This is a genomic window from Embleya sp. NBC_00888 (assembly GCF_045207655.1).
GTDB lineage: Bacteria > Actinomycetota > Actinomycetes > Streptomycetales > Streptomycetaceae > Embleya.
The window spans coordinates 6,166,466-6,188,663 of sequence record NZ_CP108784.1 but is presented as its reverse complement, the minus strand read 5'-3'; the positions used below and the strand labels follow the sequence as shown (position 1 = coordinate 6,188,663).

Genomic DNA, 22,198 nt, shown 5'->3' with positions numbered 1-22,198 from the left:
CCGCAGGAGGTAACCCATGTCCGCTCAGGGCCTGTCCGCCGCTTTTCCCGTCGCCGACATGGCCGCGGCGGTGCGGTTCATGACCGCGGTGCTCGGTGCGGAACCGACCTTCGTCGACGGCGAGCGCTGGGCGCAGTTCGACGTGAACGGCGGCCGACTGGCGCTGGCCGGCACCGACCGCGAGGGCGAGTCGGCCTCGGTGATGGTCAAGGTCGCCGACCTGGAGGCGGCCCTGGCGCCGCTGCGCGAGGGCGGGTTCACCGTGGGCGAGTCGGTCGAGGGGCCGCACGAGGTGCGGGTACAGGTGACCGGGCCCGACGGCTGGGCCGCCGTGTTGTACCAACCGCGACGCTGACCACGGGTCGCGACGGGACGGCGGATAGCCATGATCATCGGAGTGTCCGAGCGCCGGGGCGAGGCCGAACCCCCGCGTCCCGGCGCGTATGCCCCGCCGCTGCCGCTCGCGCCCGGTAGCGTCCTACCGGTGAACGGCTTGCGGATCCTGCCGGAGGTCGCGGACGCGCTCGCCGCGGGCCGACCCGTGGTCGCCCTGGAGAGCACGATCATCGCGCACGGGCTGCCGCGCCCGGACAACCTGCGGATCGCCCGCGAGATCGAGGGACGGGTCCGGGCCGCGGGCGCGGTCCCGGCGACGATCGCGCTCGTGCACGGCCGACCGTCGATCGGGTTGGACGCCGAGACGCTCGAGTTCGTCGCCATGTCCCGGGACGTGCTCAAGGCCGGGATGCGTGACCTGGCCCTGGTCGCCGCCCGGGGCGGGCACGCCGCGACCACCGTGGGCGCGACCGCGCACCTGGCGCATCAGGCGGGCATCCGGGTGTTCGCCACCGGCGGCCTGGGTGGGGTGCATCGCGAGGCGCGGGAGAGCTGGGACGAGTCGGCGGACCTGATCGCGCTGACCCGCTGCGGGCTCACCGTGGTGTGCTCGGGGGTCAAGTCGATCCTGGACGTGGGCGCGACGCTGGAGCGGCTGGAGTCGCTCAACGTGCCGGTGATGGGTTTCGGTACGCACGCGTTCCCGGGGTTCTACCTGGCCGACTCCGGCCACCGGCTGGAGTGGCGGGTGGACACCGCGGACGAGGTGGCCGACGTCGTGCGCGCGCACGAGGCGCTCGGGCTGGGGCGGAACGCCCTCGTGGTGGCGAATCCGGTGCCGCGGGCCGATCAGCTGGACCCGGACCTGCACGATCGGGTGTTGCGTCGGGCGCTGACCGCGCTGGCCGACAGCGGGATCCGCGGCAAGGCGGTCACCCCGTTCCTCCTGGACGTCTTCCACCGCGAGACCGGCGGCGCGAGCCTGAACGCCAACATCGCCCTCATCCTCAACAACGCCGACCTGGCCGCCCGCATCGCCCAGGCCCTGACCATCGCCTGAGCGGCCCGATCGGGCGCCGGCGCCGCGGGCTCCGGGCCGATGCCGGCCGGGTGGGGCGCCCATCGCGGGGAACGTGCTCCTACCACCGTCCGGCGTCGATCTCCGACGTCGTGACCGCCGCCGGCGGGGCCGTCCGGACGGTGGAGCTCATCCGCAGGTGCAACACGCAGGCCACCGCCGCGTGCGGGTCCCCCACCGAGCCGCCCTTCGCGGCGAACGGCAGCCCGTCGTACGGCCCGCCGACCAGTCGCCCGGCCGGCACCAGCGGCTGCACCTCGGTCTCCACCGCGAGCCCGTCCGCGCCGAGCGCGATGCACACCGCGCCCGCGACGTCCCCGCCCGTCGCGTACACCCCCGCGAACGGCGCGGCGGCCAACGCGCGCCCGATCGCCTCGCCGAGCAGCACCGGCAGCCGGGCGGCGACCACCGGATCGGCCCGGTCCGGGACGAGGGTGCGGATCCCGACCAGGGGTGTGCCGGTGCGGGCCAGCGCCACCAGGTCGGCCGCGACCCGGACCGGATCGGGCGCGTCGCCCACCTCCAGCCACCGCGCGCCCAGTCGGCGCCGGGTCCAGGCGATCTGCTCGCGACCGAGCGGGCTGAGGCTGCCCGCGACGCCGAGCACGGGTCGACCGGTGGGCACCGTGCCCAGCGCGTTCGCCAGCGCCGCGCCGAACGGCCCGGGATCCACCGGCAGCCAGCGCGACTCGCCCGCGAGCGCGCCGGTCGCCGCGGCCAGCGCGAGCGTCTCCACATCGGCGTCGGTGACCGCGTCGCAGACCAGCACCCGGGCGTCCGGATCGCACAGGGCCCGGACCAGGCCGGGCGGGTCGCCGCGCACGACATCGAGCGGGACGTGCGCGATCGGCCGATCGATCGTGTCGAACGCCTCGATCACGGCCGAGGAGGTCACCGGGCCGAACGCGTCGCGGGCGACTTCGCCGTCCGCGATCGGGACGCCGCGCGCGTGCGCGACGCCGGCCTCGAGAGGCCGGCCGGCATCGGGACGGGCCGGCACCACCAGCGCGCGCACCGGCGGCCCGGGACGGGCGTCGAGCACGTGCAGCAGCGCGCCGGTCTCCGCGCCGGGATTGCCGCGCAGCGTGCCGTCCATACGCTTGCCCACCAGCGTCGCGTCCGGGAACACCGACGCGCCCGCGACCACCCGCCGCGCGGCCTGCACCCCGGGCAGGTGCCGGGTGGCCAGATCGAGCACGAGTACCTCCGGCGCGCCGGCGCACGCCCGAGGCGGACCGCCGGTGACCAGCGTGCGCATCCCCCGCCGGGCGAAGCGCACCGCGGTGGCGTTGGCGCCGGTGAGGTCGTCGGCGAGGACGAGCACGCGCGGGCCGGATCGCTCCGTACTGTCTGTCAATTACGGTCCCGAATGTCGGATCAAGATCATCTTTGTGCGCTTGTTTCCGTAGCCTCCCGGAGTCTTGCGGCCCGGCGCCGCGAAGGTCAACGTGAGGAGCCCGGAGCCGGTCGTTGACCGCTCGAACGGGTGATGCGAGGGTGCGTTCCTGCACCGATGCAGCGGTGCTGCGGTAAGGCGACACCGCACGACAGACGGAGGAATTCGGCGATGACGGGTGCGACCGAGGCGTTTCGCGCAGCGCGCGACTTCCTGCTCGAACACCGCGAGGACCAGCCCACCGCGTGCCGGGACTTCCCGCGTCCCGAGCCGACCGAATTCAACTGGGCGCTCGACTGGTTCGACCCGAACGCGCGTGGAAACGACGCCACCGCGCTGTGGATCGTGGCCGAGGACGGCACCGACACCAAGGTCTCCTTCGACGAACTGGCCCGGCGCTCCGACCGGGTCGCGTCGTGGTTGCGGGCGCGCGGGGTGCGGCGTCGCGACCGGGTGTTGCTGGTACTGGGCAACCGGGTCGAGTTGTGGGAGGCGATGCTGGCCGCGATGAAGCTCGGCGCGGTGATCATCCCGGCCACCACGATGCTCGCGCCCGCCGATCTGACCGACCGGGTCACCCGAGGCGACGTCGCGCACGTGATCGCCGAGTCGGCGGTGACCCCGGGCTTCGCCGAGGTGCCCGGCGACTGGACCCGGATCGCGGTGGGCGAACCGACGCCCGGCTGGCTCGCGTTCGCCGACGCGCACGGCTCGCGGGGCACGGACGAGGCGGCGGACGAGGCGTTCGTGCCGGACGGGCCGACCGCCGCGACCGACCCGCTGCTGCTGTACTTCACCTCCGGCACCACCGCGCAGCCCAAGCTGGTGGGCCACACCCAGGCGAGCTATCCGATCGGGCACCTGTCCACGATGTACTGGCTGGGCCTGCGGCCGGGCGACGTGCACCTGAACATCTCCTCGCCCGGCTGGGCAAAGCACGCCTGGAGCAATTTCTTCGCTCCCTGGAACGCCGGTGCCACGATCCTGATCGTGCGTCAGGAGCGGTTCGCCGCAAGCCCGTTGCTGGACACGATGGTGCGTTGTGGGGCGACCTCGTTCTGCGCGCCGCCGACCGTGTGGCGGATGCTGGTCCAGGAGGACCTCGGCGCGTGGCGCACCGCGCTGCGCGAGGTGATCGGCGCGGGCGAGCCGCTCAACCCGGAGGTCATCGAACAGGTGCGGACCGCCTGGGGGTTGACCATCCGGGACGGCTTCGGCCAGACCGAGACCACCGCGCAGATCGGCAACGCGCCCGGACAACAGGTCCGGCCGGGCTCGATGGGCCGGCCGCTGCCCGGGTACACCGTGGCCCTGGTCGACCCGATCTCCGGCGAGGTGGTCACCGGCGAGGGCGCCGAGGGCGAGATCTGCCTCGACCTCGCGGCGCGCCCGCTGGGTCTGATGACCGGTTACCTCGACGACCCGGAGCGCACGGCCGAGTCGATGCGCGACGGTTTCTACCACACGGGCGACGTCGGCACCCGGGACGCGGACGGCTACATCACCTATGTGGGCCGCTCCGACGACGTGTTCAAGGCGTCCGACTACCGCATCTCGCCGTTCGAGCTGGAGAGCGTGCTGATCGAGCACGACGCGGTGGCCGAGGCCGCGGTGGTGCCCTCACCGGATCCGGTGCGACTCGCGGTGCCGAAGGCGTACGTGGTGCTCGCCGCCGGGCACGAGCCCACCCGTGAGACCGCGCTGTCCGTGCTTCGGCACGCGCGCGAGGTGCTCTCGCCGTACAAGCGGATCCGCCGGATCGAGTTCGCGGAGTTGCCCAAGACCATCTCGGGCAAGATCCGCCGGGTCGAACTACGGGGTCGCGAGCGCGAGTTGCACGAGGGCGACTTGGCCGGACGGGGCGCGCTGGAGTGGTTCGAGGAGGACTTCCCGGAGCTCAAGGGCTGACCGGACCGGGGCCGGGCCGCTGCCGGCCCGGCCCCGGAACGCGCTCAGATCTTGTCGGCGACGATCTTGGCGATCGCGATGTGCTGCGTACGTGGGAGGCCCTTCGCGGCGGGCGCGAGGGACACGTGCGCCTCGACCATCAGGTCGGTGCCGCGCGGCTTGACGAAGTAGACCTCGGGGACCGAGGGCGCCGGGTAGGCGCCGTCCCCGGCCACGTACAGCGTCGGGAACGCGCCGAGGTCGGTGATCGGCTTCCCGTACTTGGACGCGTCGTTCTTGGCCGCCACGCTCTCCGCCGTGCCCGAGAGCCTGCTGCTCTGGGTGAAGTACTGCACGGTCAGCAGCGACGAGTCGCCCGGGCCGTAGTACCGGCAGCTGTGCAGCGTGGGGTCGTTCTTGGTGCGCGGAACCTCGCTGCCCAGCACGCCCTTGAGCTCGGCGGGCGTGAGCAGGTTGCAGAAGTCCTTGGCGCCGACATCGACGGTGCCGGCGCCGGGCTTGCCGGTCTCCGGCGCCGTGGCGGGCGCGGTGCCCTTGCCTCCGCCGGGCTGCGTGGCCGGCGCGCCGCTCGCGCCGCCGGTCGAGCCGCCGCCCGCCTGGGGCGCGGCGGCGGCCGGGTCCTTCTTCTTGTCGTCGTCGCCCTTGACCTTGTCGACCAGACCGCATCCGCTGGACAGCGCGATGACGGATGCGGCGATCAACAGGCCCGGTACGGCAGGCTTGCGCAGGTACAACGTGGTTCTCCATCCCCGTGGGGCGATCGGCGCCTCCTCCACCCCCGTGGATGCGTGACGGAACGTCACGACGGCGCAGATCGCTCGATGTTGCCGGTGCGTGTGTGCGGCAGAGCGAGGCTAATGCACGAAATGGATGACCGCTGAAGTGCCGCGGGAGCGATACCGTGACGGCCGTGACGACTACGCCGAGTGAATCCGACGGGCTCGTACGCACCGCGACGTTCGGTTGGGGCGGGGCCCGGGCCGCGCTGGGCGTGGTCGCGCTGCTCGACCCGGTGCGGGTGTCCCGACCGTGGATCGGCGACGACGCGGAGCGCACCGGCGCGCTGGTCTTCGCCCGCGCGCTCGGCGGACGCGATCTCGCACTCGGCGCCGGCGCGATGTTCGCGGCGGGCCGCGGCGAACCGATCCGCGCCTGGGCGCTGGCGGGCTCCGCCGCCGACCTCGGCGACACGCTCATCACCTGCGCGTACCGCGGGAGGCTGCCGCGCGGACGGCGGGCCTTCATCGCGGGCCTGGCCGGGGGCTCGGCCGTGCTCGGCGTGGCCCTGGCCCTCGCCGAGCGGGGCAGGGCCCGCCGGGGCGTGTCCTAGGAACGCGGTGGCGGGCGGTCCGCCCGGGGCGCGGGCCGGGCCGATGCCCGTCCCGCGCCCGAGGCGCCTACGCGGCCACCTCGCTTGCCAGGCGGCGCTTGTTCCAGTAGGCGACGATCTCCAGCAGCACTCCGGCGGCCACCGCGAGGCCGACCGCGGTCCACGGCATCCGCGTACCGACCAGCTTGAGTTCGAAGAAGTCCTGGAGCCACGGCACCGAGATCACCGTGGCGAACCCGGCCCCCATCACCAGCACCAGCGCTATCCGCCACCACGTGTACGGGCGGGCGATGATCGCGAGCACCCACAGACCGACCAGGAACAGCGTCAGCGTCGCGATCGACGTCTCGGCCGTACGGGTGGCGTCCGTCGCGCCGTAGTGCGAGCGGGCCAGCAGGTACGCGGTGAAGGTCGCCGTGCCGGCGATCACCCCGGAGGGGCCCGAGTAGCGCAGCACCCGCTTGACGAAGCCGGGACGGGCGCGTTCCTTGTTCGGCGCCAGGGCCAGGAAGAACGCCGGGGTGCCGATGGTGAACCAGGCCAGCAGGGTCAGGTGCCGGGGCAGGAACGGGTAGGGCACGTTGGCGATCACGACCAGGATGGCCAGCAGCACCGAGTAGGCGGTCTTGGTCAGGAACAGGTTGGAGACCCGCTCGATGTTGCCGATCACCCGGCGGCCCTCGCCGACCACCGACGGCAGCGTCGCGAAGCTGTTGTCCAGCAGCACGATCTGCGCGACGCCCTTGGTGGCCTCGCTGCCCGAGCCCATCGACACGCCGATGTCGGCGTCCTTGAGCGCGAGTACGTCGTTGACGCCGTCGCCGGTCATCGCCACGTTGTGCCCGCGCGACTGGAGGGCGGCGACCATGTCCCGCTTCTGCTGCGGGGTGACCCGGCCGAAGACCGTGTTGGCCTCCAGCACGTCCGCCAACTCGTTCTGGTCGGTGGGCAGCGTGCGCGCGTCCACCGGGTGGTCGGCGCCCTTGATGCCGAGCTTGGCGGCCACCGCGCCGACCGAGATCGCGTTGTCGCCGGAGATCACCTTGGCCGCCACGCCCTGGTCGGCGAAGTAGTCCAACGTCGCGCCGGCGTCGTGCCGCAGCCGCTGCTCCAGCACCACCAGTGCGGCCGGCGTCACGTCGGCGCCGTCCGGGCCGCCGACGAGGGCGTCGACGGTATCCGCGAGCGAGGCGTCGGTGCGGACCAGCATCAACACCCGCAGGCCCCGCGCGCCCAGCCGTTCGGCGTCGGCGAGCAGTTCGCCGTGCGCCTGCGTGGTCACCAGCACCTCGGGGGCGCCGATCAACCACGTGGCGCGGGCGCCGGCCACCTCGAACGTCGCGCCGCTGTACTTGCGCGCGGACGAGAACGGCACGCTCTCCACCGAGGTCCAGCCGTGCTCGGCCGGGCACTCGTCGATGATCGCGGCCAGGCTCGCGTTCGGGCGCGGCTCGGTGGTGCCGAGCGCGCCGAGCGCGGAGCGCACCGGCAGGCCCTCGGCCAGTTCGCGCACCTCGGCGACGTTCATGCCGCCCTCGGTGAGCGTTCCGGTCTTGTCCAGGCAGACCACGTCGACCCGGGCCAGGCCCTCGATCGCGGGCAACTCCTGGACCAGGCACTGCTTGCGGCCCAGACGCACCACACCGACGGCGAACGCCAGTGAGGTGAGCAGCACCAGGCCCTCGGGGACCATCGGCACGATGCCCGCGATCATCCGGGTGACGGCCTCGCGCCAGGTGGTGTCCTCCAGCCGGTACTGGCTGATGATCAGCGCGATCGAGGCCGGGAACAGGATCCAGGTGACGTACTTGAGGATCGTGCTGATCCCGTTGCGCAGTTCCGAGGCCACCAGCGTGAACTTGCTGGCCTCCTCCATGAGCTGCGCGGCGTACGCCTCGCGACCCACCCGGGTCGCGGTGAACGCGCCGTTGCCGGCCACCACGAAGCTGCCGGACATCACCGGGTCGCCCGGGCGCTTGATCACCGGGTCGGCCTCGCCGGTGAGCAGCGACTCGTCGATCTCGAGGTTGTCGGCCTCGACGACCACGCCGTCCACCGCGGCCTTGTCGCCGGCGCCCAGCTCGATCACGTCGTCGAGCACGAGGTCCGAGGGGGACAGCGCGACGGCCCGCCCGTCCCGGCGCACCACCGGCTTGGACTCGCCGATCACCGCGAGCCGGTCCAGGGTGCGCTTGGCGCGCATCTCCTGGATGATCCCGATCCCGGTGTTGGCGATGATCACGAAACCGAACAGGCCGTCCTTGACCGACCCGACGGACAGGATGATCAGCCACAACACACCGATGACGGCGTTGAACCGGGTGAAGACGTTCGCCTTGACGATCTCGGACGTCGAGCGACTGGAGCGCACGGGAACGTCGTTGACGTCGCCCCTGGCGACCCGTTCCGCGACGTCCGCGGCGGTCAGTCCGACGCCGAGCGGCACGGGATCGCCTTGTTTCCCGTCGGGTCCGTCGACCGGCGGGATGGCTGTCGTCTCTCCGGGCCCGGCGCCCGGCAACGGCTGAGTCATGGGTCTACGTTAAGTGCCCCGGGAGATCGCGGTTGGCGGTGGGCCGCCCGTTGGGGTTTGCCCACCGCCGCACGCGCCTATTCGACGACCGTGACCGGTCCGATTTCGAGTGCTTCCAGCGGCTCGCGGATCTTGTCCGCGTCGCCCACCAGCACCACCACGAGGTGCTCGGGATCGAACGCGGCGGACGCCGACGCGGCGGCGTCCTTGGTGGCCACGTCGGCCAGCCGCAGGTAGAGCTCCGGCAGGTAGCCGTCCGGGAGCCGCTCGGCGGCCATGTCCGCGAGCGAGTCGCACACCGCGCGCGGCGTCACGTACTTGAGCGGCGCGACGCCCACGATGCTCTGCACCGCCGCGTCCCGCTCGACGTCCTCCAGGCCCTCCGCGGCCAGCGTGCGCAGCACGGTGACCAGGTCCGCGACGGCCGGCCCGGTGACGTCGGTCTCCACCGAGCCGTGGATCGCCAGCAGCGAGCCCACCGGCAACGACTGGTTGCCCGCGCGCACGCCGTAGGTGTAGCCCTTCTCCTCGCGCAGCACCCGGTCCAGGCGCGAGGTGAGCGTGCCGCCCAGGCAGTACGTACCGATGGTCAGGGCCGGCCACGAGGCGTCCTCGCGGCCCGGTCCGGTGCGCCCGACCAGCAGTTGCGTCTGCACGCTGCCCGGCCGGTGCACGATCAGCACCCGGGCGTGGTCGTCGGCGAGCACGGGGGCCGGTCGCGAGGGCTCGGCCGGCTCCGCGTGCCAGGTGCCGATCGTGCGCTCCAGCACACCGGTGACGTCCACGCCCTCGAAGTCGCCGACCACGACCAGGGTGGCGGTCTGCGGACGCACGTGCGCCGTGAAGAAGTCCCACACGGCCGCGCGGTCCACCCGCGCGACGCTCTCCGAGGTGCCGGCGCGCGGCCGGGACAGCCGCACCGAGGGGTCGAACAGCGTCGCGCTCAGCGCGAGCGCCGCCCGCCGGGGCGGACTGGCCAGCTCGTGCACGATCTCGTCCAGCCGCTGGCGCACCAGCCGGTCCACCTCGTCCGCCGGGAAGGCGGGCGCCCGGACCGCGTCCGCGAGCAGCCCCAGCGCCCGCTCCAGGCGCGAGGCCGGCACGTCCAGCGCGACCCGCACGCCCGGGTGATCGGCGTCGGTGTCGATCGTCGCGCCGCAGCGCTCCAACTCGGCGGCGAACTCCTCGGCGCCCATCTTGTCGGTGCCCTCGGTGAGCGCGCGCGCCATGATCGTCGCGACGCCCTCGCGCTCGGTCGGCTCGGCGGCCAGCGGCGAGTCGAGCACCAGCTCGACCGCCACCACCTTCTGGCCGGGTCGGTCCACGCGCAGCACCGCGAGGCCGTTGCCCAGCACCGAGCGCTCGGGCGCGGGGAAGGTCCACTCGCGGGCCGGGCCCGCGCCGGGGCGCGGGTGGAACACCATCTCGCCGGTCTGGGTCACGCGACCTGCTCCTCGTTCTCGTCCGCGTCGTCGGTCGGTTCGTACACGAGCACCGCACGGTTGTCCGGCACCAGGCGCTCGGCGGCGACCGCCCGCACCTCCTCGGCCGTGATGTCCAGCAGCCGGTCCAGCGCGGTGAACGCCAGGTTCGCGTCGCCGAACAACGTCGCGTAGCGGCACAGTTCGTCCGCCCGGCCACCGGCCGTGGCCATCGTGTCCAGGTAGGCCCGCTCCAACTGGGCCTGCGCGCGTTCGAGTTCGGCCGGGGTCGGACCCTCGGCCGCGAACCGCGCGAACTCCTCGGCGAGCGCCGCGTCGATCGCCCCGACCGCGCCCGACCCGGACGCCTTGACGTCCAACATCGCCACCGACGCGGTGCCGGACAGGCGCATCAGGCCGACCCCGGCGTAGATCGCCAGCTCGTCGTGCCGCACCAGCCGGGTGTTCAGCCGCGAACTCTCCCCCTCGCCCAGCACGGTCAGCGCGATGTCCGCCGCCTCCGCGCCCCGGGTGCCGTCGGCCGGCATCCGGTAGGCGGCCATCAGGGCCGGCGAGGGCACCTCCTCGTGCACCGTCTCGCGCACCTCGGCGCCCAGGACCGGCGGCAGCGTGCCGTCCGCCGGCACCGGCTTGCCGTCGTGCGCGGGGATGCTGCCGAAGTACTTCTCCACCCAGGCCAGGGTCTGCTCGGGATCCACGTCGCCGACGATCGCGAGCACCGCGTTGTTGGGCGCGTAGTAGGTCCGGAAGAACGCCTGGCAGTCCGCGAGCGAGGTGGCGTCCAGGTCGGCCATCGAGCCGATCGGCATGTGGTGGTACGGGTGGCCCTCGGGGAAGGCCATCGCCACCAGCCGCTCCCACGCGGTGCCGTAGGGCACGTTGTCGTAGCGCTGCCGGCGCTCGTTCTTGACCACGTCGCGCTGGTTGTCCAGGCTCTCCTCGGTCAGCGCCTTCAGCAGCCCGCCCATGCGGTCCGCCTCCAGCCACAGCGCGAGTTCCAACTGGTGCGCGGGCATGGTCTCGTAGTAGTTCGTGCGCTCGAAGCTGGTGGTGCCGTTGAGCGAACCGCCCGCGGACTGCACGAACTCGAAGTGCTCGTTGCCGTGCACGTTGGCCGAACCCTGGAACATCAGGTGCTCGAAGAGGTGCGCGAGGCCGGTTCGTCCGGGCCGTTCATGCCGTGAGCCCACGTCGTACCACAGGCAGACGGCGGCCACGGGGTCGACGTGGTCCTCCGAGAGCACCACGCGGAGCCCGTTGCCGAGGGTGTGCGTGGTCGCGGTGAACCCCAACGATGCAGTCGCCGGTCCTGCCATATGCCCAACCGTCCTCTCCTGGAGAGTGACCGCCGCGCCGGCGGCCACCCTCACCCTAACGACGCGCGGTGCCCGTTCGACTCCCGCTTTCGGGCTGTTCGCGATCGGCGAAGCCCGCCCGCGGGCGACTACTGCTGGTAGCCCTCCACCTCGCGCGTCGGCCGCGCCGCGGCCGTCGCCGGGTCCCCGCCGGCGTCCCGCAACGCCTGACGCTGCCTCAGCAGGTCCCAGCACCGGTCGAGTTCGGCCTCCACCTCGGCCAACCGGGCATGCTCCTGTCCGGACGAGATCACGCCTTGCGCAAGTTGGTCCCGCAGGGCACGCTCCTGCTCGACCATGTCGGTGATGCGTTCGCGGATCTGCTTGTCGTTCATCGGGAAACCCTTCGTTCTTCCTGCTCGGACGGCGGCCGGAGAGTGCGGCACAACCGTGGGCCAAAGGGCTGTCCTTCCCTCCTCGCACAGCCCTCAAGCACGGTGTCACCCGGGTCGATGCACTCACATGTCGCACCGGCGCGTCACAATGGGCACGCCGTGCGGGCCGTCCCCGGCCGCGCCGCCCTCGGGCGGACACGGGAGACACGGCCCGGCGCCGGCCCGAAGAAGCAAAGGAGCAACGCCGCGCATGGCCCGCCGTAGTACGAAAACTTCCGGTCCGCAGCCACCGGACGACTTCGAGGAACGCATCCTCGACATCGATGTCGTCGACGAGATGCAGGGCTCCTTCCTGGAGTACGCCTACTCGGTCATCTACTCGCGGGCACTGCCGGACGCCCGCGACGGGCTCAAGCCCGTGCATCGCCGCATCCTGTACCAAGCCGCCGAGATGGGCCTGCGTCCGGACCGGGGGTACGTCAAGTGCGCCCGCGTCGTGGGCGAGGTGATGGGCAAGCTGCACCCGCACGGTGACGGCCCCATCTACGACACCCTGGTGCGCATGGCGCAGCCGTTCTCGATGCGCCTGCCGTTGATCGACGGCCACGGGAACTTCGGCTCGCTCGGCGGCGACGACCCGCCCGCCGCGATGCGATACACCGAGTCCCGGCTGTCCTCGGCCGCGATGCTGATGGTCGACTCGATCGACGAGGACGTCGTCGACTTCGGCCCCAACTACGACGGCCAGGAACAGGAACCGGGCGTCCTGCCCGCCGCGTTCCCGAACCTGCTCGTCAACGGGGCGTCCGGGATCGCGGTCGGCATGGCGACCAACATGCCGCCGCACAACCTGGTCGAGGTGGTCGCCGCCGCGCGTCACCTGATCCGACACCCCACCGCCACTCTCGACGACCTGATGCGCCACGTCCCCGGCCCCGACCTGCCCACCGGCGGTCGGATCGTGGGCCTGGGCGGGGTCCGCGACGCGTACGAGAAGGGCCGCGGCACCTTCAAGATCCGCGCCACCGCGACGGTCGAGTCGGTCACCGCGCGCCGCAAGGGCATCGTGGTCACCGAGTTGCCGTACAACGTCGGCCCGGAGCGGGTGATCGCCAAGATCAAGGAGTTGGTGCAGGCCAAGAAGGTCCAGGGCATCGCCGACCTGAAGGACCTCACCGACCGCTCGCACGGCCTGCGTCTGGTCATCGAGATCAAGAACGGGTTCAACCCCGAGGCGATCCTCCAGCAGCTCTACAAGCTGACGCCGATGGAGGAGACCTTCGGCATCAACAACGTCGCGCTGGTCGACGGCCAGCCGCTCACGCTGGGCCTGAAGGAACTGCTCCAGGTCTACGTGGACCACCGCTTCGAGGTGGTCCGCCGGCGCAGCGAGTTCCGGCGCCGCAAGCGCCAGGAGCGCCTGCACCTGGTCGACGGCCTGCTCGTCGCGCTGATCGACATCGACCGCGTGATCGAGCTGATCCGCTCGAGCGACAACTCGGCGCAGGCCAAGGAACGTCTGATGGAGACGTTCTCGCTCTCCGATATCCAGGCGTCCTACATCCTGGACACCCCGCTGCGCCGGCTCACCCGGTTCGACCGGATCGAACTGGAGGCCGAGCAGGAGCGGTTGCGCGCCGAGATCGCCGAACTGACCACCATCCTGGAGGACGACAAACTGCTCCGGAAGGTGGTCTCGGACGAATTGGCCGCGGTGTCCAAGAAGTACGGCACGCCGCGCCGCACGGTCCTGCTCGAATCGGCGGACGTGCCCGCCGCGGCGGTCCCGCTCCAGGTCACCGACGCGCCGTGCACCGTGCTGCTGTCCTCGACCGGCCTGCTCGCCCGCACCTCGACCGGCGGCCCGCTGCCGCCCGAGGGGGCCAGATCCAAACACGATCTGGTGGTGTCCTCGGTCGCGGCCACCGTGCGCGGCGAGGTCGGCGCGGTCACCAGCACCGGCCGGTTGCTCCGGATCAACGTGGTCGACCTGCCCTCGCTGCCGGAGACCGCGACCGCGCCGAACCTGGCCGGCGGCGCGCCGCTGTCCGAGTTCGTCTCGCTGGAGTCGAACGAGCGACTGGTGTGCCTGACCACGCTGTCCGCCGACTCCCCCGGGCTCGCGCTCGGCACCGCGCAGGGGGTGGTCAAGCGGGTCGTACCGGACTATCCGGCGAACAAGGACGACCTGGAGGTGATCACGCTGCGCGAGGGCGACGCCATCGTCGGCGCGGTCGAGTTGCGCACCGGCGAGGAGGACCTGGTCTTCATCACCGACGACGCCCAGTTGTTGCGCTTCCAGGCCTCGATGGTGCGTCCGCAGGGCCGCCCGGCGGGCGGCATGGCCGGAATCAAGCTCGGCACCGGACAGTCCGTGCTCTCGTTCACCGCGGTGGATCCGGGCGCCGACGCGATGGTGGTCACGGTCGCCGCCTACAGCGGGGACGCGCTGTTCGGCTCGGAATACGGCACCTGCAAGGTCACCCCGTTCGCCGAGTATCCGCGCAAGGGTCGGGCCACCGGCGGAGTGCGCTGCCAGCGCTTCCTCAAGGGCGAGACCACGCTGCGCCTGGCCTGGGCGGGTCGGGCACCGATCCGCGGCTCGGACGCGAAGGGAGCGCCGGTCGAACTGCCCGCCCCGGATCCGCGCCGGGACGGCTCCGGCACGCCACTGGTCAAGCATGTCGAGGTGGTCGGCGGCCCTCCGGGCACCGTCTGAGCCGGCCCCGCACACCGAGGCCCCCGCGGCGTCCCTCGCCGCGGGGGCCTCGTCCCGTTCGATCGCCGGCCGAGCCGGCCTCGTTCGTCAGCGCGCGGCGAACTCCTCCAGGAGTTCGATCGAGCGCGCGTACTTGTGCCGCAACCGCACCTGCGTCGCCGCGTCGAGTTGCCCGAGTCGGGCCTCGGAGCGGTTGTCCGCGATGTCGGCCCGCTTGACCACGAGCGCGATCGGGTCCGCCGCCGCGCGCTCGATGCTGACCTCCAGCGGTTCGCCGGGCAGCTTGGACAGCGCGATCACCGCGGCCACCACCCGCTCCGGCACACCGGCCGCGCGCAGATCGTCCGCACCCACCGATGTGTCCTCGATCACGTCGTGCAGGACCGCCGCCATCTGCGTGTACGTGCCCTCGACCTGCCGCATCACCCGCAGCGGGTGCGTGATGTACGGGTGACCGCCCTTGTCCAACTGACCGTCGTGCGCGGCCCTGGCGAGCGCCACCGCGTCGTCCAACGTGAAGCCGGCTATCGCCGCTCTCCCGTCGGGCCGTCCCTGGGGCATGGCCGCCTCCCATCGTTACCGTGTGCAACAACCGTACCGGGATCATCGGATCCGGGCGCTCGGGGCGGGGCCGATCGGGCCGATCGGCAAGTGAAAGCTATACGGTGCACAGTCGTGGAAACCTGCGTCTTTCTTTCGCACGAACTCGCCGAGCCGATGGCCGGCACCGCTCCGACCACGCGCGGTTGGCTGCTGGTCGAGCACCCCGGACCGTGGGCCGCGAAGGCCCTGACCGGCAGTCGCGGGCTCGACGACGGAGTGGGCCGGGAGCTGGACGAGCGCGCCGGCAGGGCCGGTTTCCGCGCCGCCCTCATCCGCCGACCGGACCAGGCGGGTCGGCGACCGGACGAGGCGAGCCCCCGGGCCGACGACGCGGGTGGCCCGGCCGACGCGGGCACCGCCCCCGACGGCCCGCGGACCGTCTTCCTGGCCTGGACCGAGCCCGGCGGCACCTGGCTGCGCCGGTTGCGGGTGGCCCGCGCCGCCGACCTGCTCACGCTCGACCTCGCCGCGCTGGCCGGACCGGCCGAGCCCGCGCTGGGCGAGCCGGTCGCCGAGCCGCTGATCCTGGTCTGCACGAACGGCAAGCGCGACCGGTGCTGCGCGGTCGAGGGCCGCCCGCTGGCCGCCGCGCTCGCCGCGAGCCTCCCGGGGGCCGCCTGGGAGGTCACCCACCTGGGTGGGCACCGATTCGCCCCGACCGCCATCGTGCTGCCCCAGGGCTACCTGTACGGCCGCCTGGACCCCACCTCGGCCCGCGCCGTGATCGCCGCCGCGCGCCGCGGCGAGATGTTGCCGGACCGGTGCCGGGGCCGGGCCACCTACTCACGGGCCGGTCAGGCCGCCGAGCTCGCGGTCCGCACGGACTGCGGCGAGCGCCGGGCCGACGCGCTGTCGGTGTACGACGAGCGGGCCGAGGACGACGGCGGGTGGACCGTGCGGGTCGACCACACCGACGGCCGCACCTGGACCGTCGCGGTGGACGCGCGCCGGGAGGCCCCCGCCCGGCCGGAGAGTTGCGGCAAGGACGAGGGCCTCCCGACCAGCATGCGGGCCCGGCTGTTGACGCACCGTCAGTAGGCGCCCGCCCCGGTCAGCGAACGGACCTCCATCTCGGCGTACTTGGCGGCGTCCGCCTCCTCGTCCGAGCGCAGCGTGCCGATCCAGCCGCACAGGAAGCCGATCGGGATCGACACGATGCCCGGGTTCTCCAACGGGAACCAGTGGAAGTCGATCCCGGTCACCAGCGGCGTCTTGCCGCCGGAGACCACCGGCGAGAACAACACGAGCACCAGCGCCGAGCCGAGCCCGCCGTAGATCGCCCACACCGTGCCGTTGGTGTTGAACCGCCGCCAGAACAGCGTGTACAGCAGCGTGGGCAGGTTCGCCGACGCGGCGACCGCGAAGGCGAGCGCGACCAGGAACGCGACGTTGAGCTTTTGCGCGGACAGGCTCAGCCCGATCGCGATCCCGCCGATCACGATCGCCGAGATCCGGGCGGCCCGCAGTTCGCTCTTCTCGTCGGTCGCCTCCTTGCGGATCACGTTCGTGTACAGGTCGTGCGCGAAGGACGCCGAGGAGGCCAGGGTCAGCCCGGCCACCACGGCCAGGATGGTCGCGAACGCGACCGCCGCGATCACCGCGAGCAGCACCACGCCACCGAACGTGTCCGGCCCGCCGCCGAGTTCCTCCGCGAGCAGCGGCAGCGCGGTGTTGCCCGCCGCGTTCGACTTGCGGATCTTGTCCGATCCGAGCACCGCCGCGGCGCCGAATCCGAGCACGATGGTGAGCAGGTAGAACGTGCCGATCAGCGCGATCGCCCACATCACCGAGTGCCGCGCGGCCCGCGCGGTGGGCACCGTGTAGAAGCGCACCAGGATGTGCGGAAGCCCCGCGGTGCCCAGCACCAGCGCGATGGCCAGGCTGATGAAGTCCAGCCGACTGGTCAGGTTCTTGCCGTACTTCAGACCCGGCTCGAGGAACTGCTGTCCGTGGCCGCTGGTGTGCGCGGCGGTGTCCAGCAACTCGTCGAGGTCGAAGTGGAAGCGCAGCAGGACCAGGAACGTCATCAGGATCGCGCCGCCGAGCAGCAGCACCGCCTTGACGATCTGGATCCAGGTGGTGCCCTTCATCCCGCCGAAGGTCACGTAGACCACCATCAGCGCGCCCACCCCGACGATCGTCCAGGTCTGCGCCGAGCCACCGCTGTCCCCGAGCAACAGCGCGACCAGCGTGCCCGCGCCGACCATCTGCGCGATCAGGTAGAAGATCGAGACCACGATCGTCGCGGCTCCCGCCGCGGTCCGCACCGGCTTGCGGCTCATCCGGAACGCGACCACGTCGGCCATCGTGAACCGCCCGCAGTTGCGCACGAGTTCGGCAACCAGCATGAGCACGACCAGCCACGCGACCAGGAAGCCGATCGAGTACAGGAAGCCGTCGTAGCCGAACAGCGCGATCAGTCCGGCGATGCCCAGGAACGACGCCGCCGACATGTAGTCGCCCGCGATCGCCAGCCCGTTCTGGGAGGCGGAGAACTCCCGCCCGCCGGCGTAGAAGTCGTTGGCCGTACGGTTGTTCCGGCTGGCCCACACGGTGATGCCCAGCGTGATCACCACGAAGACCACGAACAACAGGCCGGTCAGGCCGCGGTGGCCGCCGGCCACCGCGAAGTACGCACCGTTCACCGGAACATCTCCTGGGTCTCCCAGCGCAGGTTGAGCGCCGCCCGGTCACGCTTGCCGCGCGCGTTGCGGGCGTACCACCACGTGATCAGGAAGGTGCTCGCGAACTGGAGCAGGCCGAAGGCCAGCGCGACGTTGAACGCGCCCAGGATCCGGTGCGCCATGAAGTCGCGCGCGAACGTGGACGCGAACACGTAGAGCAGGTACCACCCGAGAAACGCGAGCGACATCGGGAAGACGAAGTCGCGATAGCGCCGCCGGATCTCCTGGAACTCGGGGCTCGCCTGCACCCTCAGGTAGATGTCCGCGCGCGGATCCGGCTCCCGGTCGCCGATCGGCACACCCAGGGTGGGTGTGGGTCGGTACGAACTGGTCGTCACCGTAGCTCTCCTCGTCGATCGCCGAACCGCGCGGCTGCGTCCCGACTCCGAGCGCCCTGGACAGGCGTTCGACGGGACCGGTTTTCAGCATGGTCAGCGGGCGCGGGCCGCACGGCCAGGTTCTGCACAATTCACCTGTACGGATGAATCGCCGGCACAGCCGCACTCCTGGCTCCGCCATGCGTCGTGGAATCGCTTGGCCAACGAGATCGCGCGCGCCCCCGACACGGGAGACCGGTCGGTCACACGCCAATGAGTGACATTCGTCCTTCTATCGCAGATATACGGGCCGTTTGGCCCCGATGTCCCGATCATGAAAAAACGCCGGGCCGGAGGGACGAATCCCTCCGGCCCGGCGCATGCCCGGGTGTCCGGTTCGCTCAGACGTCGATCCGCGAGCGGTCGAGCAGCGACGCGGAGTTGGTGATGAACTCTTTGCGCGGCGCCACCTCGTTGCCCATCAGCAGGTCGAACACGCGCTCGGCCGCCTCGAGGTCGCCGAGGTTGATCCGGCGCAGCGTGCGGTGCCGGGGATCGACCGTGGTCTCCGCGAGCTGATCGGCGTCCATCTCGCCCAGACCCTTGTACCGCTGGATCGGGTCCTTCCAGGCGATGCCCTTGCGCTGGTACTCCAGCAGCGTGCGCTTCAGCTCGGCGTCCGAGTACGTGTAGACGTACTTCTCCTGGCCCTTCTTGGGCCGGGACAGCTCGATCCGGTGCAGCGGCGGGACCGCGGCGAAGACCCGGCCGGACTCGACCATCGGACGCATGTAGCGCTGGAAGAGGGTGAGCAGCAGGCAGCGGATGTGCGAGCCGTCGACGTCGGCGTCCGCCATGAAGATGATCTTGCCGTAGCGGGCCTGGTCGATGTCGAAGGTGCGCCCCGAGCCCGCACCTATCACCTGGATGATCGCGGCGCACTCGGCGTTCTTGAGCATGTCCGAGACGGACGCCTTCTGCACGTTCAGGATCTTGCCGCGGATCGGCAGCAGGGCCTGGAACTCCGAGTTGCGGGCGAGCTTGGCGGTGCCGAGCGCGGAGTCGCCCTCGACGATGAACAACTCGCTGCGGTCGACGTCGTCGCTGCGGCAGTCGGCCAGCTTGGCCGGCAGCGCCGAGGTCTCCAGGGCCGTCTTGCGCCGCTGGGCCTCCTTGTGTTGCCGCGCGGCGATCCGGGTGCGGGCCGCCGAGACGACCTTCTCCAAGACGGCGCGCGACTGCGCCTTGTGGTCGCGCGCGGTGGAGGTCAGGAACGCCTTGAGCTCCTTGGCCACCACGTTCTGCACGATCCGCGCGGCGGCCGAGGTGCCCAGCACCTCCTTGGTCTGGCCCTCGAACTGCGGCTCGGCCAGCCGCACGGTGACCACGGCGGTCAGACCCTCGGTCGCGTCGTCCTTGGTGATGTCGTCCTCGGCCACGCGCAGCAGCTTGGTCGAGCGCAGCACGTCGTTGACCGTGCGCCGGAGCGCCTGGTCGAACCCGGCGACGTGGGTGCCGCCCTTGGGCGTGGCGATGATGTTGACGAAGGAGCGCAGGGTCGAGTCGTATCCCGTACCCCAGCGCAGCGCCACGTCCACTCCCAGCTCGCGCTGCACCTCGGTGGGCACCATGTGCCCCTGCTCGTCGAGCACCGGCACGGTTTCCTTGAACGTGCCGGAGCCGGTGAAGCGCAAGACGTCGCAGAGCGCGCGGTCGGGAGCGAGGTATTCACAGAACTCGCTGATCCCGCCGGAGTAGTGAAATACCTGTTCGTCCGCTTCGCCCGGATTCGCACCATTACGCTCGTCGCGAACAACGATCGTGAGTCCGGGCACCAAAAACGCGGTCTGCCGGGCTCGCGAGTGGAGCTGCTCCAGGTCGAGCGCGGCGTCCTTGAGGAAGATCTGCCGGTCCGCCCAGTAGCGGACCCGGGTCCCGGACTTGGCCTTGGAGATCTTCTTGATCTTGCGCAGTCCGTTACCGGCGCTGAACGGAGCGTCCGCGCCGAGGGTGGCGAACTCGCCGGGCACGCCGCGCCGGAACGAGATGGCGTGGGTGTGCCCGCTCCGGTCCACCTCGACGTCGAGTCGGGCGGACAGGGCGTTGACCACGGAGGCGCCGACGCCGTGCAGGCCGCCGGACGCGGCGTAGGAACCGCCGCCGAACTTGCCGCCTGCGTGCAGCTTGGTCATGACGACCTCGACACCGGACAGGCCGGTCTTGGGCTCCACGTCGACGGGGATACCGCGACCGTTGTCCCGAACCTCCACCGAGCCGTCCGCGTGCAGGAGCACCTCGATCCGGTCTCCGAAGCCCCCGAGGGCCTCGTCCACCGAGTTGTCGATGATCTCCCACAGACAGTGCATCAGGCCCCGACTGTCGGTGGAGCCGATGTACATGCCGGGCCGCTTGCGGACCGCGTCAAGACCCTCGAGAACGAGGAGATGCCGCGCGGTGTAGTTCGAGTGGTCGGGCTCGCCCGCCAGGAGCGCGGTGGACTGCGCGGTCGTCTGGGCGGTCACGCGGTGCAACTCCTCGCATGTAGTCGCGTAGTCGGATCGCCGCGAACGCGTCGATCCGTGAGGCGCGTTCGCGGTGTCCGAGCCCACGGAAACGGGCCCGGTGATCACCTTCGTCGCGCCGGAGAGCAAGGCTACCGGGGCCGGAAGACAGCCCGGCGACGGCTCGCCGCCGCATCCTAGCCGGCATCCGAACACATCTTCGACCACCCGATCGGGTGGCCGGCATGAACCGTACGCGCACAGGGCACGTCCTATGCACAAGGAATGAGTTGCAGAAGGGGTGTGCCGAGAAGCTGTTGAACATGACACGATCACCCCGGGAACGTTCGAGGCTGATTTGATGTTGGACATCGATGAAGGCTTCGTCGAGTAGAGAAGAGGCGACGTGAATTCGGTTCTGACACCCGCCAGTCCGTTGACGGCCGCCGACCGTTGTGATCGGTGCGGCGCCCAGGCATACCTTCGGGTAGTCCTTTCCAGCGGCGGCGAACTGCTGTTCTGTGCGCACCACGCCCGTAAGTTCGAGCCTGAGCTTCGGAAGGTGGCCGTGGAGATACAGGACGAGACCGACCGCCTCACGGCGGTCCCCGTTACCGCACCGGACGACGACAACTGACCAGACAGCCGACCCTCTGAGATCCCGACGAGCAGACATCGCGCCGATGGCGGCCACCGCGAGGTGGCCGCCATCGGCGTCTGTCGTCGTCACCCGCGAGGGCGGTCGGCGCCCTCGCGGTCCGTGATATCCCTCACAATCCGGCGGCATCCCGGATGTCCCGGGCGAACGCGGCGACCCGGGTGTACACGCCCGGTTTACCCGCCAACGCGCATCCGTCACCCCACGAGACGATCCCGGCGATCCGGCCCGCCACCAGGAGCGGCCCGCCGCTGTCGGCGCTGCACGCGTCCTTGCCGCCCAGTCGCTCTCCGGCGCACACCATCGCGGCGGCGTCGTAGCTCCCGAATCGCCCGCCGGGGTACGCCGTGCGACAGGTCGCGTCGGAGACCAGCGGGACGGTGACCTGGCGCAGTGTCGAGGAGTAGTCGCCTCGACCCGTGGTGTCACCCCAGCCGACCACGGTCGACGCGGTCCCGCTCGCGTAGACGTCCGCGTCCTGTTCCACCATCGACGCGACGCCCGTGCCGAGCGGCTCGTCGAGGGTGAGCACCGCCCAGTCGCCGGAGATCAGGCTCGGATCGAAGTTCGGGTTCACGTACACCTCGCCGACCACCACCTCGCGGCCCTTCGTGGTGCGCAGGTCGGTCCGCCCCTGGATCACCTTCAGATCCGCGCGGTCCTCCCGCTTGCCGTTCGCGTCGTACATGCAGTGCGCGGCCGTCAGCACCTTGGTCGGCGCGATCAGCGTGCCGCCGCAGAACTGCCCCGATCGCGCGGAGCCGTACTCGGCGCGGCTGGAGAGGGCCACGGCGAACGGATAGGTCGCGGTGTCCGCGGGGCTCCCGCCGACCACCGCGCGTGGGGGCCCCGAGGGCGTGGCCCCCGTCAGGACCGCCGCCAGTGCGACCGCGGCGAGCGCGGCCATCGATCCTCGTGTGTACCGCCGGAAACTGCTGCGTCTGTTCCGCTCGGGCGCTCGCACCATCATGGGGAACCTCTCGCCGGCTACCGTCAGGTAGAG

The 22,198-nt window shown here is 71.5% G+C and carries 18 protein-coding genes; 7 read left to right on the top strand and 11 right to left on the bottom strand.

Annotated elements, in window-relative coordinates; translation table 11 throughout:
* Positions 1-16 precede the first annotated feature (16 nt).
* A complete protein-coding gene (locus OG948_RS26465; protein WP_395869272.1) occupies positions 17-355 on the top strand; it encodes a VOC family protein in 339 nt (112 codons plus the stop codon).
* A 30-nt stretch (positions 356-385) separates the two neighbouring features.
* Positions 386-1,396: a pseudouridine-5'-phosphate glycosidase gene (locus OG948_RS26460; protein WP_406298837.1), complete on the top strand. Its 1,011-nt coding sequence runs from the start codon at positions 386-388 to the stop codon at positions 1,394-1,396.
* A 79-nt stretch (positions 1,397-1,475) separates the two neighbouring features.
* On the opposite strand, the gene OG948_RS26455 is transcribed toward OG948_RS26460, so the two are convergent.
* Complete coding sequence (locus tag OG948_RS26455; RefSeq protein ID WP_406298836.1) at positions 1,476-2,771, bottom strand: four-carbon acid sugar kinase family protein; 1,296 nt, start codon at positions 2,769-2,771, stop codon at positions 1,476-1,478.
* A gap of 210 nt (positions 2,772-2,981) precedes the next feature.
* Here OG948_RS26455 and OG948_RS26450 point away from each other — a divergent pair, with 210 nt between their 5' ends.
* Positions 2,982-4,718 carry an AMP-binding protein gene (locus tag OG948_RS26450; protein ID WP_406298835.1) on the top strand — a complete coding sequence of 579 codons (1,737 nt, stop codon included), beginning with the start codon at positions 2,982-2,984 and terminating at the stop codon, positions 4,716-4,718.
* Positions 4,719-4,762: 44 nt separating this feature from the next.
* Here the strand turns inward: OG948_RS26450 and OG948_RS26445 are convergent, their stop codons facing one another.
* Positions 4,763-5,452, bottom strand: a complete 690-nt coding sequence (locus OG948_RS26445; RefSeq protein ID WP_406298834.1) for a hypothetical protein — start codon at positions 5,450-5,452, stop codon at positions 4,763-4,765.
* A 176-nt stretch (positions 5,453-5,628) separates the two neighbouring features.
* Between OG948_RS26445 and OG948_RS26440 the strand changes: the two genes are divergently transcribed.
* The gene (locus OG948_RS26440) at positions 5,629-6,048 is read left to right on the top strand and encodes a hypothetical protein (RefSeq protein ID WP_406298833.1); all 420 of its coding nucleotides are present in this window, start codon (positions 5,629-5,631) and stop codon (positions 6,046-6,048) included.
* A 67-nt stretch (positions 6,049-6,115) separates the two neighbouring features.
* On the opposite strand, the gene OG948_RS26435 is transcribed toward OG948_RS26440, so the two are convergent.
* The 4 genes from OG948_RS26435 to OG948_RS26420 form a co-directional block, all read right to left on the bottom strand.
* Positions 6,116-8,581, bottom strand: coding sequence for an HAD-IC family P-type ATPase (locus OG948_RS26435; protein WP_406298832.1), 2,466 nt, complete (start codon positions 8,579-8,581; stop codon positions 6,116-6,118).
* A gap of 77 nt (positions 8,582-8,658) precedes the next feature.
* Positions 8,659-10,023 carry a M16 family metallopeptidase gene (locus OG948_RS26430; RefSeq protein ID WP_406298831.1) on the bottom strand — a complete coding sequence of 455 codons (1,365 nt, stop codon included), beginning with the start codon at positions 10,021-10,023 and terminating at the stop codon, positions 8,659-8,661.
* On the bottom strand, positions 10,020-11,339 hold the full coding sequence (locus tag OG948_RS26425; RefSeq protein WP_406298830.1) for a M16 family metallopeptidase: 1,320 nt from the start codon (positions 11,337-11,339) through the stop codon (positions 10,020-10,022). Before OG948_RS26425 ends, OG948_RS26430 begins: the two co-directional genes overlap by 4 nt.
* 128 nt (positions 11,340-11,467) lie before the next feature.
* Entirely contained in the window at positions 11,468-11,713 is a 246-nt protein-coding gene (locus OG948_RS26420) for a DUF2630 family protein (protein WP_406298829.1), read from the bottom strand.
* Between the two features lie 250 nt (positions 11,714-11,963).
* Here OG948_RS26420 and OG948_RS26415 point away from each other — a divergent pair, with 250 nt between their 5' ends.
* Complete coding sequence (locus tag OG948_RS26415; protein WP_395869292.1) at positions 11,964-14,432, top strand: DNA topoisomerase (ATP-hydrolyzing) subunit A; 2,469 nt, start codon at positions 11,964-11,966, stop codon at positions 14,430-14,432.
* An 87-nt stretch (positions 14,433-14,519) separates the two neighbouring features.
* Here OG948_RS26415 and OG948_RS26410 read toward each other — a convergent pair whose 3' ends face one another.
* Positions 14,520-14,993 carry an HD domain-containing protein gene (locus OG948_RS26410; RefSeq protein WP_406298828.1) on the bottom strand — a complete coding sequence of 158 codons (474 nt, stop codon included), beginning with the start codon at positions 14,991-14,993 and terminating at the stop codon, positions 14,520-14,522.
* A 114-nt stretch (positions 14,994-15,107) separates the two neighbouring features.
* On the opposite strand from OG948_RS26410, the gene OG948_RS26405 reads away from it, so the two are divergent.
* The gene (locus tag OG948_RS26405; protein ID WP_406298827.1) at positions 15,108-16,073 is read left to right on the top strand and encodes a sucrase ferredoxin; all 966 of its coding nucleotides are present in this window, start codon (positions 15,108-15,110) and stop codon (positions 16,071-16,073) included.
* Here the strand turns inward: OG948_RS26405 and OG948_RS26400 are convergent.
* From OG948_RS26400 to OG948_RS26390, 3 genes are all read right to left on the bottom strand, one after another.
* Positions 16,067-17,659 (bottom strand): cation acetate symporter, encoded by a 1,593-nt coding sequence (locus tag OG948_RS26400; RefSeq protein WP_402229618.1) that lies wholly within the window; start codon positions 17,657-17,659, stop codon positions 16,067-16,069. The genes OG948_RS26405 and OG948_RS26400 overlap by 7 nt on opposite strands.
* Positions 17,660-17,676: 17 nt before the next feature.
* Complete coding sequence (locus OG948_RS26395) at positions 17,677-18,057, bottom strand: DUF485 domain-containing protein (RefSeq protein ID WP_406298826.1); 381 nt, start codon at positions 18,055-18,057, stop codon at positions 17,677-17,679.
* Between the two features lie 380 nt (positions 18,058-18,437).
* Positions 18,438-20,558: a type IIA DNA topoisomerase subunit B gene (locus tag OG948_RS26390; protein ID WP_395869300.1), complete on the bottom strand. Its 2,121-nt coding sequence runs from the start codon at positions 20,556-20,558 to the stop codon at positions 18,438-18,440.
* 385 nt (positions 20,559-20,943) lie between these two features.
* On the opposite strand from OG948_RS26390, the gene OG948_RS26385 reads away from it, so the two are divergent.
* Positions 20,944-21,174 (top strand): hypothetical protein, encoded by a 231-nt coding sequence (locus tag OG948_RS26385; RefSeq protein WP_020555816.1) that lies wholly within the window; start codon positions 20,944-20,946, stop codon positions 21,172-21,174.
* Between the two features lie 133 nt (positions 21,175-21,307).
* On the opposite strand, the gene OG948_RS26380 is transcribed toward OG948_RS26385, so the two are convergent.
* Positions 21,308-22,102, bottom strand: coding sequence for a S1 family peptidase (locus OG948_RS26380; protein WP_406298825.1), 795 nt, complete (start codon positions 22,100-22,102; stop codon positions 21,308-21,310).
* Positions 22,103-22,198 lie beyond the last annotated feature (96 nt).

Excerpts from the sequence above, each read along its gene's own strand:
- OG948_RS26465 (WP_395869272.1), top strand. The coding sequence starts at position 17 with ATGTCCGCTCAGGGCCTGTCCGCCGCTTTTCCCGTCGCCGACATGGCC.
- OG948_RS26460 (WP_406298837.1), top strand. The coding sequence starts at position 386 with ATGATCATCGGAGTGTCCGAGCGCCGGGGCGAGGCCGAACCCCCGCGT.
- OG948_RS26450 (WP_406298835.1), top strand. The coding sequence starts at position 2,982 with ATGACGGGTGCGACCGAGGCGTTTCGCGCAGCGCGCGACTTCCTGCTC.
- OG948_RS26435 (WP_406298832.1), bottom strand. The coding sequence starts at position 8,581 with ATGACTCAGCCGTTGCCGGGCGCCGGGCCCGGAGAGACGACAGCCATC.
- OG948_RS26425 (WP_406298830.1), bottom strand. The coding sequence starts at position 11,339 with ATGGCAGGACCGGCGACTGCATCGTTGGGGTTCACCGCGACCACGCAC.
- OG948_RS26420 (WP_406298829.1), bottom strand. The coding sequence starts at position 11,713 with ATGAACGACAAGCAGATCCGCGAACGCATCACCGACATGGTCGAGCAG.
- OG948_RS26415 (WP_395869292.1), top strand. The coding sequence starts at position 11,964 with ATGGCCCGCCGTAGTACGAAAACTTCCGGTCCGCAGCCACCGGACGAC.
- OG948_RS26410 (WP_406298828.1), bottom strand. The coding sequence starts at position 14,993 with ATGCCCCAGGGACGGCCCGACGGGAGAGCGGCGATAGCCGGCTTCACG.
- OG948_RS26380 (WP_406298825.1), bottom strand. The coding sequence starts at position 22,102 with ATGGCCGCGCTCGCCGCGGTCGCACTGGCGGCGGTCCTGACGGGGGCC.